We start from the raw sequence: 16,609 nt of genomic DNA, 5'->3' as shown, positions 1-16,609 counted from the left end.
TTGGCCTCGACCATGACGTCTGCACCGTCTTTCCTTGGCGTGGGGACGGTCGTAATCACAGACCATAAAAGGTACACAAAGCTCCCTACCGCCTGACAAAAGGCAGCAGGCCGCGTCCCTGTACAGGATCGCGGCCTGCCCTATAATCGCCGGCATCCCGTTTTGGAGCACGACATGCCGAACCTAAGCCTTGCCGACCTTTCTGCCGAAATCGACGCCAACGTCCGCCGCGCCCTGCTCGAAGACGTTGGCAGCGGCGACATCACCGCCCAGCTCATCCCGGCCGAGCGTCTGGCCAAGGCCACGGTCATCACCCGCGAGGCCTGCGTGATCAGCGGCACGGCCTGGGTCGATGCGGTCTTCCGTCAGCTCGACCCGCGCGTCGCGGTGCATTGGCACGTCGTCGACGGTCAGCGGGCAACGGCCGATCAGACGTTGTTTCACCTCGAGGGGCCAGCCCGGTCGCTGCTCACCGGCGAGCGCTCGGCGCTGAACTTCCTGCAGTTGCTGTCGGGCGTCGCGACGCACGTCCGGCACTACGTGGACCTGGTGGCCGATACCTCGGTACGCCTGCTCGATACCCGCAAGACCCTGCCCGGCCTGCGCCTGGCGCAGAAATACGCGGTCACCTGCGGCGGCGGGCACAACCATCGCATCGGTCTGTTCGATGCTTTCCTGATCAAGGAAAACCACATTGCTGCCAGTGGCGGTATCGCGCAGGCAGTGGCCGCCGCGCACCGCATTGCGCCCGGTAAACCCGTGGAGGTCGAAGTCGAGAGCCTGGATGAGCTGAGCCAGGCCCTGGACGCGGGAGCCGACATCATCATGCTCGACGAGCTGAGCCTGGACGACATGCGGGAAGCCGTGCGTCGGACGGCGGGCAAGGCCAAGCTCGAGGCCAGTGGCGGGGTCAACGAAACGACCCTGCGGAACATCGCCCTGACCGGCGTCGATTTCGTCTCGATCGGGGCCATGACCAAGGACGTCAAGGCCGTCGACCTGTCGATGCGCCTGAGCCTCTGACGCACAGGCACGAAAAAGCCCGGACCGCACAGGCGATACCGGGCTTTTTCGACACGCGACCCGGCGCATGCCGGGTGCAGTCGCCCTAGCGGATCAGAACGACGCGTTCTGCAAGCCGTCCAGGTAGCGTTCCACGTCCAGAGCGGCCATGCAGCCGGCACCGGCCGAGGTGATCGCCTGGCGGTAGACGTGGTCGGCCACGTCGCCTGCGGCGAACACGCCTTCGACGTTGGTGGCGGTCGCGTTGCCTTCACGGCTGCCGCTGACCACCAAGTAGCCGTCCTTGAGGGTCAGCTGACCTTCGAACAGCGAGGTGTTCGGCGTGTGACCGATGGCGATGAAGACGCCATCGACCTTGATCTCATCGCTGCTGCCGTCGTTGTTCTTCAACCGCGCGCCGGTCACGCCCATGTTGTCGCCCAGCACTTCGTCCAGGTTCGCGTTGAGCTTGAGCTCGATCTTGCCCTCGGCCACACGTGCGTGCAGCTTGTCGATCAGGATCTTCTCGGCGCGGAAGGTATCGCGACGGTGGATCAGGGTCACCTTGCTGGCGATGTTGGCCAGGTACAGTGCCTCTTCCACGGCGGTGTTGCCACCCCCGACCACGGCCACCGGCTTGTTGCGGTAGAAGAACCCGTCGCAGGTCGCGCAGGCCGACACGCCCTTGCCCATGAACGCCTCTTCCGACGGCAGACCCAGGTAGCGGGCACTGGCACCGGTGGCGACGATCAGTGCGTCGCAGGTGTAGGTCGCGCTGTCGCCGGTCAGGGTGAACGGCTTGTTGGCCAGGTCCACGGCATTGATGTGGTCGAAGACGATTTCGGTCTCAAAACGCTCGGCGTGTTCCTGCATGCGCTGCATCAGCGCCGGGCCGGTCAGGCCATGGGGGTCACCAGGCCAGTTGTCGACTTCGGTGGTGGTGGTCAGCTGACCGCCTGCCTGCATCCCGGTGATCATCAAGGGCTTGAGGTTGGCACGTGCGGCATAAACGGCAGCGCTGTAGCCGGCAGGGCCCGAGCCGAGAATGATGACGCGCGAGTGACGTGATTCGGACATGATGCACTCCTGTCGACGCGATCACGCAGGACCGTCGTCGTGGCGCCGGCGAGGCCGGCTGGATGTTGAAGACCGTGGCCTGGCGCTGGAGCGCCGGCCGCGGTGAAGCAAGACTGCGTGTTACAGGTTGGTGGCGTTCTCGGCCAGGTAGTCGGCAACGCCCTGGGCGTCGGCCTTCATGCCTTTCTGGCCCTTGCGCCAGCCGGCCGGGCAGACTTCGCCATGGGCCTCGGTGAACTGCAGCGCCTCGACCAGGCGGACCATCTCGTCGACTTCACGACCCAGGGGCAGGTTGTTGACCACCTGGTGCTGTACCACGCCTTGCTGGTCGATCAGGAACGAGGCACGCAGCGCGACACCTGCTTCATGCTCGATGCCGTAGGCACGGGTGATCTCGTGCTTGACGTCGGCGACCATGGTGAACTCGACCGCGCCGATGCCGCCCTTCTCCACCGGCGTGCTGCGCCAGGCGTGGTGGGTGAACTGCGAGTCGATCGATACACCGACCACCTCGACGCCCAGCTCGCGGAATTTATCCATGCGGTTGTTGTGGGCGATGATTTCCGATGGGCAGACGAAGGTGAAGTCCAGCGGCCAGAAGAACAGCACGACGTACTTGCCGCGCAGCGAGGACAGTTTGAAGCTGTCGACGATCGAGCCATCGCCCAGAACGGCGGCTGCGTCGAAATCCGGGGCCTGCTTGTTGACCAGAATGCTCATGGTGACTCCTTGTTAAGTCGAGATCCGAAGGGTTTGAAAGTTGAAGCACTGTAGCGAGGTCGCAGAGAGTAAGGAAATATCCATCGACAATCCACCTCATAGCCCCGCTCTATGCCTTCAAGCGGCTTCGTCGCCGGGGAACCTGGGCCGTCACACCCCGTCACAGGCAGGTCGCTTCCGCCTGCCGTGCAAACTCGGTAAGGTCGGCCCTTCTGTCGAACCTGGAGTGCCCTTACATGCCCGTTCCCGTTCTGTCCGGCCCTCAGTACCTGCGCGAAGGGCTCAGGCTGGTGTTGAGCCCTGGCCTGCGCCTGTTCGTGCTGCTGCCGCTGTTGACCAACCTGCTGCTGTTCGGCGCCCTGGTGTACTTCGCCTGGCATCAGTTCGGGCTGTGGGTCGATACCCTGATGCCGAACCTGCCGGACTGGCTGGGCTTTCTGAGCTACATCATCTGGCCGTTGTTCGTGGTGCTGGTGGCATTGATGGTGTTCTTCACCTTCACCCTGGTCGCCAACATCATTGCGGCCCCGTTCAATGGCTTCCTGGCGGAAAAGGTCGAGGTGGTCGTGAGCGGCCAGGACCCTTTCCCGGCGTTCAGCTGGGGCGAACTGGTCGCCATGGTCCCGCGCACCTTCGGCCGTGAAATGCGCAAGCTGGGCTACTTCCTGCCGCGGGCCCTGGGCCTGTTCGTGCTGTCGCTGATCCCGGTGGTGAACGTGATCGCCGCGCCGCTCTGGCTGTTGTTCGGGGTGTGGATGATGGCCATCCAGTACATCGACTACCCGGCCGACAACCACAAGATGAGCTGGCAGGACATGCTCGCCTGGCTGCGCAGCAAGCGCTGGCAGAGCCTGGGTTTCGGTGGCATCACCTACCTGGCGCTATTGATTCCGCTGGTGAACATCCTGATGATGCCGGCGGCGGTAGCGGGGGCGACGGTGTTCTGGGTGCGGGAAAAAGGTGATACCCGCGTTGCAGGCATGCCCGATCATCGGGCCTGAAACGCCCCGACCTGATCTTACCTCGTCCACAGGAGCTTCCCATGAATCGCTTCAACCCCGCCAAGCTCAAGCTGTCCAAATGGACTGCGACGCACCCGGTGAACCGTGAAAAGCACTTTCTGGTCACCGACCTGGAGCATGACGAAGCGGGCACCCTTCTGCGTGTGGAACTGCAGGCCGTGCACAGCGGGCGCAGCGAGTGGTTGGACTGGCGGGTGCTGCGCGATGCCCAGGTATGGGCGATGGGCTGGCGATGATCGAAGGGTGGGCCGAAGCGACCCTGCAGCCAGCCCATCGGGCAGCGGTTGCTTCTGTTGTCGGCCAGCCGGACCTCAAGCGTGGTGCGTGAGAGAGCGGACCCGCTAACTATGTAGCGCCGGTTCGATCTCGGTCCGATCTTCAATGTGGCCCGGCCGCACGGGGCGGCCCCCTCACCTGGAGATCACCCATGGACTTCTACGACGTCACCTCGAAAGACTTCATCGACCTGGCCGGCGTGCCTGCGCACCTGCAGAACGCCGTCATCGCCGAACACCGCGTCAAATGGCGCCTGCGCGAGATTCTCGAAGCACGCGACATCGACGAACCCCATGATCGGTTGTTCTACACCACGTGGGACCAGGATGGCGTGGTGAACTACAGCGAATCGTTGATCGACCTGCTGACCCGTGCCGTGCTGGACAGCGAACGCCCCGCCATCGGTCCCCATGGCGGTCTGTTCAAGGTCCGTGGTCAGACCAGCCAGGACCTGCATGTGGATGTCGACATCAATCTGGTCAGCGACGCCCTGGGTGTCGTCTACGACCACATCAAGGAAACCGAGCGAGCCGCTTGATCGGTATCGCCCCCATGACGGGGCGTGTCCGTTCGCTCATCGACCCAGTTGATGGGCGAACTGGCCTACCGCGCCGACCACCTGGCGCGCGCCATCCTGAATCTCGGCGATCACCGCATCGGTCTGCCCTGCCAGCGCCAGGCTCTGCTCGGCCTGGCGTTTGCTGGCGTCGATGATCGCCACCGCCGCCTGAGCGAGTTGCTCGTTCTGCTTCACCACCTGGGCGATTTCCTCGGTCGCGCCACTGGTACGCGAGGCCAATTGGCGCACTTCGTCGGCGACCACGGCGAACCCCCGCCCCTGCTCGCCCGCCCGGGCGGCCTCGATGGCCGCATTGAGTGCCAGCAGGTTGGTCTGCCCGGCGATGTCGCTGATGGTCTTGATGATCGCGCCGATCACCCGCGACTGCTTGTCCAGCGCCTCGATGCTCTCGGCGGCCTGCTGCATGCAGGCCTCCAGCTCGCGCATCACCCCCATCGACTGGCTGACCACTTCGCTGGCCTTGCGGGCGCTGGCGTCGGTCTGCACCGAGGTCGAATGGGCGATGTCCGCAGCCCTGGACACCGCCTGCTCCTGATTGACCTGGTCGGTGATCACCGTGGCGAACTTGACCACTTTGTAGAGCACGTCGTGGGCATCGAAGATCGGGTTGTACGAAGCCTCCAGCCAGATGGTACGGCCCCGTGAATCGACGCGCTCAAAGCGATCGGCAATGTATTCACCGCGTCGCAGCTTTTCCCAGAAGGCCTGGTAATCGCTCGAGCGTGCCTGTTCGGGTTCGCAGAAGATGCGATGATGCTTGCCGCGGATCTGCTCCAACGTGTAGCCGGTCGCCTCCAGGAAGCGCTCGTTGGCGGTCAGCACTTCGCCGTCGAGGTTGAACTCGATCACCGCCGTGGAGCGTTGCAGGGCCTTGATCAGGCTTTCATGCTCGCGCGACGTCTTGATGGTACGGGTCAGGTCGCTGGAGTGGATGGTGAAGCACCTGATACGGCCTGAAGCATCCAGCACCGGTTGCAGGATCGAGCGCAGCCAGGCCTCTTCACCGTCGCCACGCAACAGCCTGAACGCCCCGTGGTAATGCTCGCCATTGCGGATGGCACGGCTCATGCGCTGGTGGAATTCCAACGTCTTCACGTGGGGCGGCACGATGTCCTCGAGCGGCCGTCCCACCAGCTGCTCGGCGCGGTAATGCATGTCCCGTTCGAAATTGCCGTTGACCGACTCGATGCGTCCCTGTGGATCGAGCTGAAGCACCAGCATCTCGTTGTCGAGACTCGTCTTGATCTGCGAGACCGACAGCAGGTCTTCGCGCAGGCGCTGGAGTTCTTTCTTCAGTTTGTTGTGGAACATTACCGCTCTCCTTGGAGGGCATCGAGGGTTCGTTGACAGGCCATCGGCCAAGTGCGAGCGATTCTTGAGTGGCGTGAATAAATATTCACGCGTCCCCATTCGACCTGGCACGTCGTCATCAGGGGGTCATGGCGATGACACGTCGCTGCAATGCAGAGCGTCCATACTGTTCTGTATGAGCACACCGTCCCTGCGCATCACCTTGGTCAGCGAAACCTTCCCACCCGAGATCAATGGCGTGGCCAACACCCTTGGGCGCCTGGCCGACGGGTTGCGGCAGCGTGGCCACCGCGTGCAGGTACTGCGCCCTCGCCAGGCGGTCGATCTGGCCACACCGCCAGGACCGCAGGTGCTGCTGTCACGCGGATGGTCATTGCCAGGCTACCCAGGCTTGCAGTGGGGCGAGATCGCCCTGGGCGTGCTGCTGCGTGAGTGGCGCCGGGAGCGGCCGGATGTGCTCTACATTGCTACCGAAGGCCCGCTGGGATTGAACGCGCTGCGGGCGGCCAGGCGCTTGAACATCGCCGTGGTCAGTGGCTTTCACACGAATTTCGCGCAGTATGCCGGGCACTATGGCTTCGGCCTGCTGACCCGACCGGTGACCCACTACCTGCGCTGGTTCCATCGCCGGACCGCCCTGACGCTGGTACCGAGCCTCAGCCAGCGGACTGAGCTGGAACGTCGTGGCTTCGAACGTCTGGCGCTCTTGAGTCGTGGCGTCGACGCCTCGCTGTTCACCCCGTGTCGGCGCAGCCAGGCGCTACGCGATCGCTGGGGCATCGGCCCGGACGACATCGCGGTGCTGCATGTCGGACGGCTGGCCACGGAAAAGAACCTGGGGTTGCTGCGCCCTTGCCTGCTGGCCCTGCGCCAGGCTCATCCAGCGCGCCGCATGCGCCTGGTGATCGTCGGCGACGGACCCCAACGCGCTACCCTGGAACAGCAGTTGCCAGAGGCCGTCTTCTGCGGCGCGCAGCAGGGCGAGGCGCTGGCGGAGCACTACGCCAGTGGCGACCTGTTCCTGTTTCCAAGCCTGAGCGAGACGTTCGGCAATGTCGTGCTCGAAGCGATGGCTTCAGGCCTGGGCGTGGTGGCCTACGACCAGGCCGCCGCCGCCCAGCACATTCGTCATGGCGACAATGGCGTAGTGGCCATGCCGGGCGATCAGAGCGGGTTCATCGAAGCGGCCAGCTGGTTGCTGGAGGAGGACGAGCATTTGCGTCGGGTTCGACTCAATGCACGGTGGCACGCCAGTCGACAGGGCTGGTCGACCATCGTCGAACAGTTCGAGGGGTATCTGCGTGAGGCCTGCCGGCCCTCGAGCAGGGCTGTAGACGCCGTGTCGGAGACACGCCCGATCGCTGGAGCGGACCTCACGGCCTCACCTTCGGCGAAGTCCCTGTCGCCAAAGTGAGCATCACACTGCCTGACGCATGACGTCAGGCCAAGGCTTTCTCGATGGCCTGGACCACCGCCGGATCGTCAGGCGACGTACGAGGTGCGAAGCGTGCCAGCACGCGCCCATCCTTGCCGACCAGGAACTTCTCGAAATTCCAAGTGATGTCACCCGGGAATTCGGCGCCCTCCCCGGCCAGCAGACGGTACAACGGGTGACGGTGAGGCCCGTTGACCTCGAGCTTGGCCGCCATGGGGAATGTCACCCCGTACGTGACACTGCAGAACTGCTGGATCTCCTGCTCGGTTCCAGGCTCCTGGCCAGCGAACTGGTTGCACGGCAGGCCCAGCACCGTCAGGCCGCGGTCCTTGTAGCGCTGATAGAGCGCTTCCAGCGCCGAGTATTGGGGCGTCAGCCCACACTTGGAAGCGACGTTGACCACCAGCGTCACCCTGTCCTTGAACGGCGCCAGGGGCAACGGCGCGCCGTCCAGGGTCTGCAGGGTGAGGTCGTGAAACGCACTCATGATGAGATTCCCCCAACATGCCGGTCATCGCGGCAATGAACGTTGCGCATCAAAAAGGCGCTGGGCGCGCCGGTCATGCGTTGCGAGCGCGCATGTCCGGCGTACCCAGCGCCTCGTTTCTGCTTCTGAGCTTAGCGCAGAAATCAGTGCTGGTGACCACCTTCGCCATGGATGTGGCGATGAGCGATCTCTTCTTCGGTGGCGTCGCGAACGTCGACGACCTTGACCTTGAAGTTCAGGCGCTGGCCGGCCAGCGGGTGATTGCCGTCGACGGTCACGTCGTCGCCGTCCAGGTCACGAATGGTGACGATCTGCATCTGGCCATCCGGCGCCGAGGCGTGGAACTGCATGCCGACTTCCAGTTGGTCGACGCCCTCGAACATGCTGCGGTTCAGGGTGCTGACCAACTCGGCCATGTACTCGCCGTAGGCATCTTCGGGCTCGACGGCGACATTCAGTTCGTCACCGGCCTGCTTGCCTTCCAGGGCCTTTTCCAGACCCGGGATGATGTTGCTTGCACCGTGCAGGTAGACCAGCGGCGCACCACCGGCGGAGCTGTCGATGACCTCCCCGGCGTCGTTGGTCAGGGTATAGTCGATCGAGACAGCCTTGTTGGCGGCAATCAGCATGGGGAGGAGACCTTTGCAAAAGAATGTAGAACGGACAAGTGTAACCAAGGCATCGCCCGATTGCGAACGCGCCTCCGAAGATGTCGCCCCCACCAGTCGGATGGTCGCTTTTCATCAAGACGACCACGGCCACTGGGTGGTCGAGCTGTCCTGCGGCCATACCCAGCACCTGCGCCACCAGCCACCCTGGCAGGTGCGCCCGTGGGTGCTGGATGCCGAACGCCGGGCCGACTGCCTGGGGCAGGTATTTGCCTGCGGCTGGTGCGCTCGAGGGGCCGATGGGACTACTCTTGGGGCCTGATCCTCCACCCGTTGCGTTCGAGAGCCTGCATGCAGACATTCTTCATCGCGCCGACCGATTTCGGTGTCGGCCTGACGTCCATCAGCCTGGGACTGGTCCGTGTGCTGGAGCGCGCGGGCCTGAAGGTAGGCTTCTTCAAGCCGATCGCCCAGCCCCACCCGGGCGACACCGGCCCGGAGCGCTCCACCGAACTGGTCGCCCGCACCCACGGGATCAAGCCGCCCACGCCCCTGAGCCTGTCGCATGTGGAGCGCATGCTCGGCGACGGGCAGCTGGACGAACTGCTCGAACAGATCATTCGCCTGTACCAGCAGGCCTGCGTCGACAATGACGTGGTGGTGGTCGAAGGCATGGTGCCGACACGCCATGCCAGCTATGCGGCGCGGGTCAACCTGCACCTGGCCAAGAGCCTCGACGCCGAGGTGATCCTGGTGTCGGCCGCCGAGCACGAGGCGCTCAGCGAGCTCTCCGGCCGCGTGGAATTGCAGGCGCAGCTGTTCGGCGGCCCACGCGACCCCAAGGTGCTGGGGGTGATCCTGAACAAGGTGCGCAGCGAAGAGAGCATGCCCGCCTTCGCTAGCCGCTTGCGCGAGCATCTGCCGCTGCTGCGCGGGGACGATTTCCGGCTGCTCGGCTGCATCCCCTACCAGGCCGAGCTGAACGCGCCGCGTACCCGCGATGTGGCCGAACTGCTCGGCGCCCAGGTGCTCAATGCCGGCGACTACGAGCAGCGGCGCATGAACACCACGATCATCTGCGCACGCACCGTGGCCAATACGGTGCCTTTGCTCAAGCCGGGCACGCTGGTGGTGACCCCAGGCGATCGCGACGACATCATCCTGGCGGTGAGCTTGGCAGCGATCAATGGCGTGCCGCTGGCAGGCCTGTTACTGACCAGCGACAGCAAGCCCGATCCCCGGATCCTGGGGCTGTGCCAGGGGGCCTTGCAGGCCGGGTTGCCGCTGCTGTCGGTCGGCACCGGCTCGTTCGAGACGGCCAATCAGTTGCACCAGCTGAACCGGGAAATTCCGGTGGATGACCGGGAGCGTGCGGAAGTCATCACCGACTTCGTCGCCAGCCACCTGGATGCCGCCTGGCTGCATCAACGCTGCGGCACACCGCGGGAGCTGCGCCTGTCGCCGGCGGTGTTCCGCTACCAGCTGATCCAGCGCGCCCGCCAGGTCGACAAGCGCATCGTCCTGCCGGAGGGCGCCGAGCCGCTGACCATCCAGGCTGCGGCCATCTGCCAGGAGCGAGGCATTGCGCGCTGCGTGCTGCTGGCCAAGCCCGAGGAGGTCCAGGCCGTCGCCCAGGCCCAGGGCATCGTGCTGCCGCCAGGGCTGGAGATTCTCGACCCGGACCGGATCCGTGCCCAGTACGTCGAACCGATGGTGCGCCTGCGCAAGAGCAAGAGCCTCAACGCCCCGATGGCCGAGCAGCAGCTGGAAGACCCGGTAGTGATCGGGACCATGATGCTGGCGCTGGACGAGGTCGATGGGCTGGTGTCGGGGCTGGTGCACTCGACCGCCAACACCATCCGCCCGGCCTTGCAGCTGATCAAGACCGCACCGGGCAACAGCCTGGTGTCGTCGGTGTACTTCATGCTGTTCCCCGAGCAGGTGCTGGTCTACGGCGACTGCATGATGAACCCGCACCCTGACGCGGACGAGCTGGCGCAGATCGCCCGGCAGAGTGCGGCGTCGGCGCAGGCTTTCGGCATCGCGCCACGGGTGGCGATGCTCAGCTACTCCAGCGACCAGGCGGTGACCGACGATGAGGTGGCGAAGGTGCGCGAAGCCACGCGCCTGGCGCAGCAGGAGCAGGCGTCCCTGGTGATCGATGGCCCTCTGCAGTACGACGCGGCGGCCAATCCGGCCATCGCACGACAGCTGGCCCCCGACAGCCCGGTAGCAGGGCGTGCCACGGTGTTCGTGTTCCCCGACCTCAACACGGGCAACACCACGCACAAGGCCGTGCAGCGCAGTGCCGATTGCGTGAGCCTGGGCCCGATGCTGCAAGGGCTGCGCAAGCCGGTGAACGATTTGCCGCGAGGTGCGCAGGTGGATGACATCGTCCATACCATTGCCCTGACGGCGATTCAGGCGAGTACGGTCTGAGAGAGGGGTTGGTGCGTGCAGGGAAGGATAGATGGACGGCGGTGACGGCGCTGTCGCCATCGCTGGCAAGCCAGCTCCCACAGGTTGGTTTTGCCACCTGGGCAGCCTGCTGCTGCTATTGCGTCTGCCGTGAGCTGAAGGCCAATTCCATGTCGAGGGTGACGGCACTGCCGCCATCGCTGGCAAGCCAGCTCCCATAGGCTGGTTTTGCCATCTGGGCAGGTCTGCCGGCATAGCCTGCATGGACCCACAGGAATCAGCCTGCATGGACCCGCAAGAACCGGCTTGTCAGCACAGCCTGCATCGGCATGAGACCAGGGCTGATGCGGTAGTCTGGCCCGATCTGGCACTTGTGGGAGCGGGCTTGCCCGCGATGGCGGCCTGACCGGCGCCGTCCTCCTCGAAGGACGACGCCAGCCCGGCCCACCGTTTACTGCTGCCCTTGCTGCTGGTAGTCCTGGCCGGGAATGGGCTTGAGGTTCACTTCGACGCGGCGGTTCTGCGCGCGACCGTTGGTGTCGGCGTTGCTGGCGATCGGCTGGTCTGGCCCCAGGCCGCGTGCCGAGACGCGGGAAGGATCCACCCCTTGCGACGTCAGGTAGCTGCTGACCGCCTGGGCGCGGCGCTGGGACAGATCCATGTTGTGTTGACGGCTGCCGGTGCTGTCGGTGAAACCGACGACTTCGATGGTGTTCTGGTTGAACTGCTTGAACGAGCCAGCCAGGTCATTGAGCGGCTTGTAGAAACTGGGCGAGATGCTCGCCGAATCGGTGGCGAAGGTGATGTTGCCCGGCATGATCAGCTTGATCTGATCGCCCTCGCGCTGCACTTCGACGCCCGTGTTGGCCATGCTTTCGCGCAAGGCGGCTTCCTGGCGATCGGCGTAATAGCCGTAGCCCGCCGCTGCCGCGCCCACGGCCGCCGCGCCGATCAACGCACCCTTGCCCCGGTGATTGTGGTCGATGGCCGCGCCTGCCACGGCGCCTGCCAGTGCGCCGAGTCCGCCGTACTTGGCCGTCTTGCTCACGCCACCCGACGCCTGGCCCTGGTCGGTGTAAGGGTTCTGGCTGGCGCAACCGGACATCACGGCGGCCGCCGTGACTGCGATGACAAGACGCTGCATGTTGAACATGGGCAAGCTCCTACTCGATTCAAAAAGTGCGTGGGGCCTCTGGCAGGCCCGTGCCGGTTTGGATCGTGATCGCGGAGAAAAATTCCTTGCCCGGGGCGCACCCGCCCCCTGCGACGCGCCTCTAGGGCAGGAACAGGCGGAACACGCCACCGCCCAACGCACCGCCGTTGGAGATCTCGATACGCCCCTGGATACCGTCGCGCCCGTGCAACGCCGCGATACGCGAGGCGAAGTACAGCCCAAGGCCCGTACTGCCGCTGCTCGGCTCGATGCCCTGGATGAACTCCTTCTGGCGATCGAGCATGGCCTGCGGGTAGCCCGGGCCATCGTCATTGATGCTGATGACCAGCTGCTCGTCTTCCTCGTCGATGGTCAGCAGCAAGGCATGGCCGGCATGCCGAACGGCGTTGTCGATCATGTTGCCCACCACCGACGCGACCAGTTCGCGGTCGAAGAACCCCAGCGGGCTGAAGGCATCCACACGCCACGAGGCCTGGATGTTGCGTTGCACCAGCACGTCCTGGTGCAGGGCCAGCTGCGCCTCGATGAAGTCATCCAGCTCGTGGTAGTCCGGGCACACCGGCAGCTGGTTGACCCCCAGCTTGTACAGCCCCAGCAACTGCACCAGCATGCTGTTGAGGTGGGCGAACTCGTGCTCGATCACGCCGTGTTCGGCACCGGTGCGCAGGTCCTCGGGCATTCGCGCGACCCACTGGCCATGGGCCTGGATCAGTGCGGCCAGGGAGTTCTTCATGTCGTGTACGGTGGAGGCGATCACCGTGGAGAAATCCAGCCCCTGGTTTTCCTGATTCATGCGCCAAAGACTCGAAGGTGCAGTTTACGGTAGCGTTCGTAGCGGCTGTCGCTGGTGGGAATGCCCGAAACGCCTTGGAGGCTACGACGGCACTCTTGCAGGATGTCATCGGATAGCTTGTCGCCAGCGATCCGCAGCAGGGCCTGGGTGGTGTTCAAGGCGATGCTGATGTTCTTCGGTTGCATGCCGAGCGCGCGCCGGAAGGTGTCCAGCGCCTGCGGCACGGCACCGGCCTGGTAGCTGCGCACGCCTTGGCGGTTGAGCTCGACGGCCTGGGTCACGGCAGTGAGCACGCTCGGGTCGTCGGTCAGTTGCGAGACACTGTCCATGACCTTCGGGTCGTCGCCATAGGTTTCGACGCAGCTCTTGAGAATGTTGTTGGCCGCCTCGCCCTGCCCCAGTTGCTGCAGTTGCTTGGCCACGGTCAGCGCGGCATCCACGGAGAAGAACTGGTCCATCTTCTCCAGCCGCTGCACGGCCTGTTCGGTCAGCTTGAGCGCCGTGTCGGGATCGCCGACCTGCTGCAGGCTGGCCGCCTTCATCATGCGCGCACGCACCTGGAGGCCTGGATCGTCGGCGTTTTCCTTGGCCACTTCGCTGAGCGTGGTATTGATTTCGACCCGCGCCCGCGCATCCAGGCCCTGGGCCTGGCCCCGACTCATCAGTGCCTGGGCCAGGCCCAGGTTGCACTCCGGGTCCTTGTAGCGCGAACTCTTGCCCTGGTTGACCGCCTGGCGGAAAGCCCTGGCCGCACCGTCGAAGTCGCCGTTCTCCATCGCCAGCTTGCCCAGCAGCGATTGACGGCGCACCGCCAGGGGCGACAGGCGTACGGCCTCCTCGAGCAGGGTCTGCGCGCGCTGGGTGTCGCCCTGCGCCACCAGCGCCTCGGCCATGCCGTCGTACAGGTTGGGCATGATCGGGAAGGCCTTGAGCGCCTGCTCGAAGACGCCCTGGGCCTGGCCGTACTTGCCGCGCTTGTGCATGAGGTTGCCCAGCGCCGCGTAGGCCCAGGGCTGTGGACGGCTGGCCAGGATCGCCTTGAGGAACTTCTCCAGCTCCTCGAAGCGGTTCAGGTCGCGCATGGCGTCGGCGCGGTAGCGCAGGCACAACGGTGCGAACCGTGGGTCCTTCTTGCACAGCTCCGCGCAGGCCGCCAGCACTTCGCCAGGGCGACCCCGGTCCAGGGCCTGCAGGATCGGCTTGAGCAAGGCCTTGCGCTGGGTCAGTTTCTCCAGACGCTGCGCCAGCCCGACACGGTTGAAGGGCTTGGTGAGGTAGGCATCGGGCTCGTGCTCGATGGCGCTGAGCACGATCGCCTGGCTGCTTTCGGCCGTGACCATCAGGAACACGCATTCATGGCTGATCAACTTGTCGATGATCAGGTCCTCGAGCACCTGCTGGCCGTTCTTCTTGCCATCGCCCAGGTGGAAGTCCTGGAGCACGAAATCGTAGCGCTTCTGCGCGCACAGGCGCAGCGCCTGCTCGCCACTGTCGGCGGTGTCCACATCGCGAGCACCGAGCTCGCGCAGCATGGAACGCGTCGACGTCCGGAAGTCGGTGTAGTCGTCGACGATCAGAAAGGATTTTTGCCCGTACTGCAGCATCTACGCGACCTGTCCTGGTGTAGAAGGGAAATGGCGCATGCCGTTGCCAGACGCCATGCAGGCTATCGACCGCCATCGGGAAAAGATGAGCCGGATTTCATCACAGGCGTCCGATGGCGTCGAGCCATCATTTCCCGACGTGAAGAACGGCTAGAACTTCACGCCCACGCTCAGCGTCAGGAAGTCGCGATCGCTCATCGTGCTGTAGGCGCCGCCGAAGAAGTTGGTGTAGGCCACGCTGGCCATGTACGTGTTCTGGTACTCGGCGTCCAGCCCCAGGCTCACGGCCTTGCGGCCCTCTTCGAACGTCGACTGCGGGCCTGGCGAATAGCCCGAAACGTCGTGGGACCAGGCGATGCTCGGCGTGAGGTCGACACCGGCGAAGACGTTGTCGTACTCCCAGGCCGCACGCGCACGATAGCCCCACGCCAGACGGGTGGTATAACCGTCGTTTTCGCAGTGACGGCCAGGATCGGCGCCGTTGCCGAGGCCTGAACCTGCGTAGGTGCTGGCATTCAGTCGGGCGCAGCCGTTCCCGCCATCGGCCTGGGGCAAAGGCCCGGGACCAAACACGGCATCGCGGCCGTAGCGCGCCTGGTGGGTGCTGTCCAGGCCGCCCACGTAGGTCATGCCCAGCTCCCCCATCACGGTGAAGCGACGAGCGCCCATGAGCTGGTCGAACACCTGGGTCAACGAGGTCTGGAACTGCGTGACGTCCTTGCGCCGGTAGCCGGGTATCGCCTCGCCGACGGCCCCGTCGAGCAACGAGGCCTCGGCCCAGGCGCCACCGGCAGGGCGCAGGCTGGCGTACAGGACATCGTGGGTATTGAGCTGCACGGGCGCGTTGGGCCGGTAGCTCAGTTCACCACGCCAGGCCATGCCCGTGGGCAGCGTCGTGGCGAAGCTCACCCCGTACAGGCGGATGTCTTCCGGGTACGCCACGGCATAGCGGCTGTTGCCGCCCAAGGCCAGGGGGCGCAGTGCCTCGGGCAGCGTCTGACTCGCGGCCAGCGCCGATGCCGAGGCGCCTCGGGCGTTCAGGAACGGCAGCCGGCTGTGGTAGTTCATGACGTAGGCACCGAACTCGGTGTCCAGCGGCTCGAAGCGGTAGTGCAAGGCCAGCCCGAACTGACCGCCGTCCCGGGCGTCGCGGTCCACGCCTCGCCCGACCTTGACGCCTTCGTCGTCCATGGCCACCCCCTGCCCGGCCAGGAGCGCCTGGTCGGCCGCCGACACGGTGCGACGGCTGTCGAGCAGGCGCAGGTTGTCGGTGCAGCCGTTGCCCAGGACATCGGACTGTGAAAAGAACGTGCCGCAGTTCTCGCCATCGGTTTGCGCCCACTCGAGCTGATAGAACGCCTCGGCCGACACGGCATCGGTCAGTTGCTGGGACACGTAGAACAGATTGACGGGCGCCTGCCCGTCCTTGAGCGCGGTGCCAGGCCGCCGGAAGGCGCTGACGTCTGTGCGGTTGATGGCATTGATGCCGCCGCCGATAAACAGGCCCTCGCCCCAGTTCACCACCTGCCGTCCCAGGCGGACCGTGCCGGGCTGCGCGCCGAGGGTGTAATGGTGGTAGGCGAATGCCTCGAGCAGTTCGCCACCGGAGGACCGCGCACTGCGCGCGCGGTGCGAATCGTCGATGTCCTTGAACGGACGGCCTTCGTCCTTGAGTTCGAAGTCGTACCAGTAGCGGCCCCGCAGGTATACCCCGCTGTCGCCATACTTCAGCTCCAGACCATGTAGCCCGGTGAAGACCTTGGAGAAGGTCTCGCCGCGCTTGAAGTTCTGCCGCCCGTCATCACTGATCGGCGCCAGCCCCCGACCACCGTTGTTGGCGCCGATCAATCCCTTGTCGGGCTTGGCGGTGGACCAGCCAGCGCCGATCGACAGCGTGGTGTCCAGTTGCGCTTCCACTTCGCCGATGTTGAAGCTGACGCCGAACGCAGGTGGGGCGAGCGAGGATGCCAGGCTGATGGCCAGTGGCAGGCGGGCACGTCGCCAACAGGCGCGGGCAGAGGTCATCGACGGTTCTCCAGATCAAGGTAGGCACGCAGAACGGCGCGGCCGGGTCGCCGCAGGCAGAGGTCTGACCACGGCAG

At 65.0% G+C, this 16,609-nt stretch carries 14 protein-coding genes and 1 pseudogene; 6 read left to right on the top strand and 9 right to left on the bottom strand.

The features are described from left to right. The first annotated feature begins 174 nt into the window (after positions 1-174). Entirely contained in the window at positions 175-1,023 is an 849-nt protein-coding gene (locus APT63_03750) for a nicotinate-nucleotide pyrophosphorylase (GenBank protein AMA44797.1), read from the top strand. A 93-nt stretch (positions 1,024-1,116) separates the two neighbouring features. Here APT63_03750 and APT63_03745 read toward each other — a convergent pair whose 3' ends face one another. After that, positions 1,117-2,079 (bottom strand): thioredoxin reductase, encoded by a 963-nt coding sequence (locus APT63_03745; protein ID AMA44796.1) that lies wholly within the window; start codon positions 2,077-2,079, stop codon positions 1,117-1,119. A 120-nt stretch (positions 2,080-2,199) separates the two neighbouring features. Next, positions 2,200-2,799, bottom strand: a complete 600-nt coding sequence (locus APT63_03740; protein ID AMA44795.1) for an alkyl hydroperoxide reductase — start codon at positions 2,797-2,799, stop codon at positions 2,200-2,202. A 236-nt stretch (positions 2,800-3,035) separates the two neighbouring features. Between APT63_03740 and APT63_03735 the strand changes: the two genes are divergently transcribed. From APT63_03735 to APT63_03725, 3 genes are all read left to right on the top strand, one after another. Continuing rightward, positions 3,036-3,800 (top strand): sulfate transporter CysZ, encoded by a 765-nt coding sequence (locus tag APT63_03735; GenBank protein AMA44794.1) that lies wholly within the window; start codon positions 3,036-3,038, stop codon positions 3,798-3,800. 41 nt (positions 3,801-3,841) lie between these two features. Then, positions 3,842-4,057, top strand: coding sequence for a hypothetical protein (locus tag APT63_03730; protein ID AMA44793.1), 216 nt, complete (start codon positions 3,842-3,844; stop codon positions 4,055-4,057). 191 nt (positions 4,058-4,248) lie between these two features. Next, positions 4,249-4,635, top strand: coding sequence for a hypothetical protein (locus APT63_03725; protein ID AMA44792.1), 387 nt, complete (start codon positions 4,249-4,251; stop codon positions 4,633-4,635). Positions 4,636-4,671: 36 nt separating this feature from the next. On the opposite strand, the gene APT63_03720 is transcribed toward APT63_03725, so the two are convergent. Next, positions 4,672-5,988, bottom strand: a complete 1,317-nt coding sequence (locus APT63_03720) for a chemotaxis protein (protein AMA44791.1) — start codon at positions 5,986-5,988, stop codon at positions 4,672-4,674. Between the two features lie 175 nt (positions 5,989-6,163). Here APT63_03720 and APT63_03715 point away from each other — a divergent pair. Continuing rightward, positions 6,164-7,303: pseudogene (locus tag APT63_03715) on the top strand (glycoside hydrolase). A 124-nt stretch (positions 7,304-7,427) separates the two neighbouring features. Here APT63_03715 and APT63_03710 read toward each other — a convergent pair. Together APT63_03710 and APT63_03705 are read right to left on the bottom strand one after the other, a co-directional pair. Next, positions 7,428-7,910 carry a glutathione peroxidase gene (locus APT63_03710; protein AMA44790.1) on the bottom strand — a complete coding sequence of 161 codons (483 nt, stop codon included), beginning with the start codon at positions 7,908-7,910 and terminating at the stop codon, positions 7,428-7,430. 143 nt (positions 7,911-8,053) lie between these two features. Continuing rightward, complete coding sequence (locus APT63_03705) at positions 8,054-8,539, bottom strand: peptidylprolyl isomerase (GenBank protein ID AMA44789.1); 486 nt, start codon at positions 8,537-8,539, stop codon at positions 8,054-8,056. Positions 8,540-8,869: 330 nt separating this feature from the next. Between APT63_03705 and APT63_03700 the strand changes: the two genes are divergently transcribed. After that, complete coding sequence (locus tag APT63_03700; GenBank protein AMA44788.1) at positions 8,870-10,957, top strand: phosphate acetyltransferase; 2,088 nt, start codon at positions 8,870-8,872, stop codon at positions 10,955-10,957. A gap of 430 nt (positions 10,958-11,387) precedes the next feature. On the opposite strand, the gene APT63_03695 is transcribed toward APT63_03700, so the two are convergent. The 4 genes from APT63_03695 to APT63_03680 form a co-directional block, all read right to left on the bottom strand. After that, positions 11,388-12,089, bottom strand: a complete 702-nt coding sequence (locus APT63_03695; protein AMA44787.1) for a cell envelope biogenesis protein OmpA — start codon at positions 12,087-12,089, stop codon at positions 11,388-11,390. Positions 12,090-12,210: 121 nt separating this feature from the next. Beyond that, positions 12,211-12,903 carry a histidine kinase gene (locus APT63_03690; GenBank protein ID AMA44786.1) on the bottom strand — a complete coding sequence of 231 codons (693 nt, stop codon included), beginning with the start codon at positions 12,901-12,903 and terminating at the stop codon, positions 12,211-12,213. Continuing rightward, positions 12,900-14,507, bottom strand: a complete 1,608-nt coding sequence (locus APT63_03685; GenBank protein AMA44785.1) for a hypothetical protein — start codon at positions 14,505-14,507, stop codon at positions 12,900-12,902. The genes APT63_03690 and APT63_03685 overlap by 4 nt, the downstream gene beginning before the upstream one ends. A 150-nt stretch (positions 14,508-14,657) precedes the next feature. Next, positions 14,658-16,532 carry an adhesin gene (locus APT63_03680; protein AMA44784.1) on the bottom strand — a complete coding sequence of 625 codons (1,875 nt, stop codon included), beginning with the start codon at positions 16,530-16,532 and terminating at the stop codon, positions 14,658-14,660. Positions 16,533-16,609 lie beyond the last annotated feature (77 nt).

The organism is Pseudomonas monteilii (assembly GCA_001534745.1).
In the GTDB taxonomy this organism is placed as follows: Bacteria; Pseudomonadota; Gammaproteobacteria; order Pseudomonadales; family Pseudomonadaceae; genus Aquipseudomonas; species Aquipseudomonas alabamensis.
This window is presented reverse-complemented; position numbering and strand designations above follow the sequence as displayed.

What these genes read in the sequence shown, in the direction of transcription:
- APT63_03690 (AMA44786.1), bottom strand. Translation starts at nt 12,903, where the DNA reads ATGAATCAGGAAAACCAGGGGCTGGATTTCTCCACGGTGATCGCCTCC.
- APT63_03685 (AMA44785.1), bottom strand. Translation starts at nt 14,507, where the DNA reads ATGCTGCAGTACGGGCAAAAATCCTTTCTGATCGTCGACGACTACACC.
- APT63_03745 (AMA44796.1), bottom strand. Translation starts at nt 2,079, where the DNA reads ATGTCCGAATCACGTCACTCGCGCGTCATCATTCTCGGCTCGGGCCCT.
- APT63_03730 (AMA44793.1), top strand. Translation starts at nt 3,842, where the DNA reads ATGAATCGCTTCAACCCCGCCAAGCTCAAGCTGTCCAAATGGACTGCG.
- APT63_03700 (AMA44788.1), top strand. Translation starts at nt 8,870, where the DNA reads ATGCAGACATTCTTCATCGCGCCGACCGATTTCGGTGTCGGCCTGACG.
- APT63_03720 (AMA44791.1), bottom strand. Translation starts at nt 5,988, where the DNA reads ATGTTCCACAACAAACTGAAGAAAGAACTCCAGCGCCTGCGCGAAGAC.
- APT63_03740 (AMA44795.1), bottom strand. Translation starts at nt 2,799, where the DNA reads ATGAGCATTCTGGTCAACAAGCAGGCCCCGGATTTCGACGCAGCCGCC.
- APT63_03705 (AMA44789.1), bottom strand. Translation starts at nt 8,539, where the DNA reads ATGCTGATTGCCGCCAACAAGGCTGTCTCGATCGACTATACCCTGACC.
- APT63_03680 (AMA44784.1), bottom strand. Translation starts at nt 16,532, where the DNA reads ATGACCTCTGCCCGCGCCTGTTGGCGACGTGCCCGCCTGCCACTGGCC.
- APT63_03735 (AMA44794.1), top strand. Translation starts at nt 3,036, where the DNA reads ATGCCCGTTCCCGTTCTGTCCGGCCCTCAGTACCTGCGCGAAGGGCTC.
- APT63_03750 (AMA44797.1), top strand. Translation starts at nt 175, where the DNA reads ATGCCGAACCTAAGCCTTGCCGACCTTTCTGCCGAAATCGACGCCAAC.
- APT63_03710 (AMA44790.1), bottom strand. Translation starts at nt 7,910, where the DNA reads ATGAGTGCGTTTCACGACCTCACCCTGCAGACCCTGGACGGCGCGCCG.
- APT63_03725 (AMA44792.1), top strand. Translation starts at nt 4,249, where the DNA reads ATGGACTTCTACGACGTCACCTCGAAAGACTTCATCGACCTGGCCGGC.
- APT63_03695 (AMA44787.1), bottom strand. Translation starts at nt 12,089, where the DNA reads ATGTTCAACATGCAGCGTCTTGTCATCGCAGTCACGGCGGCCGCCGTG.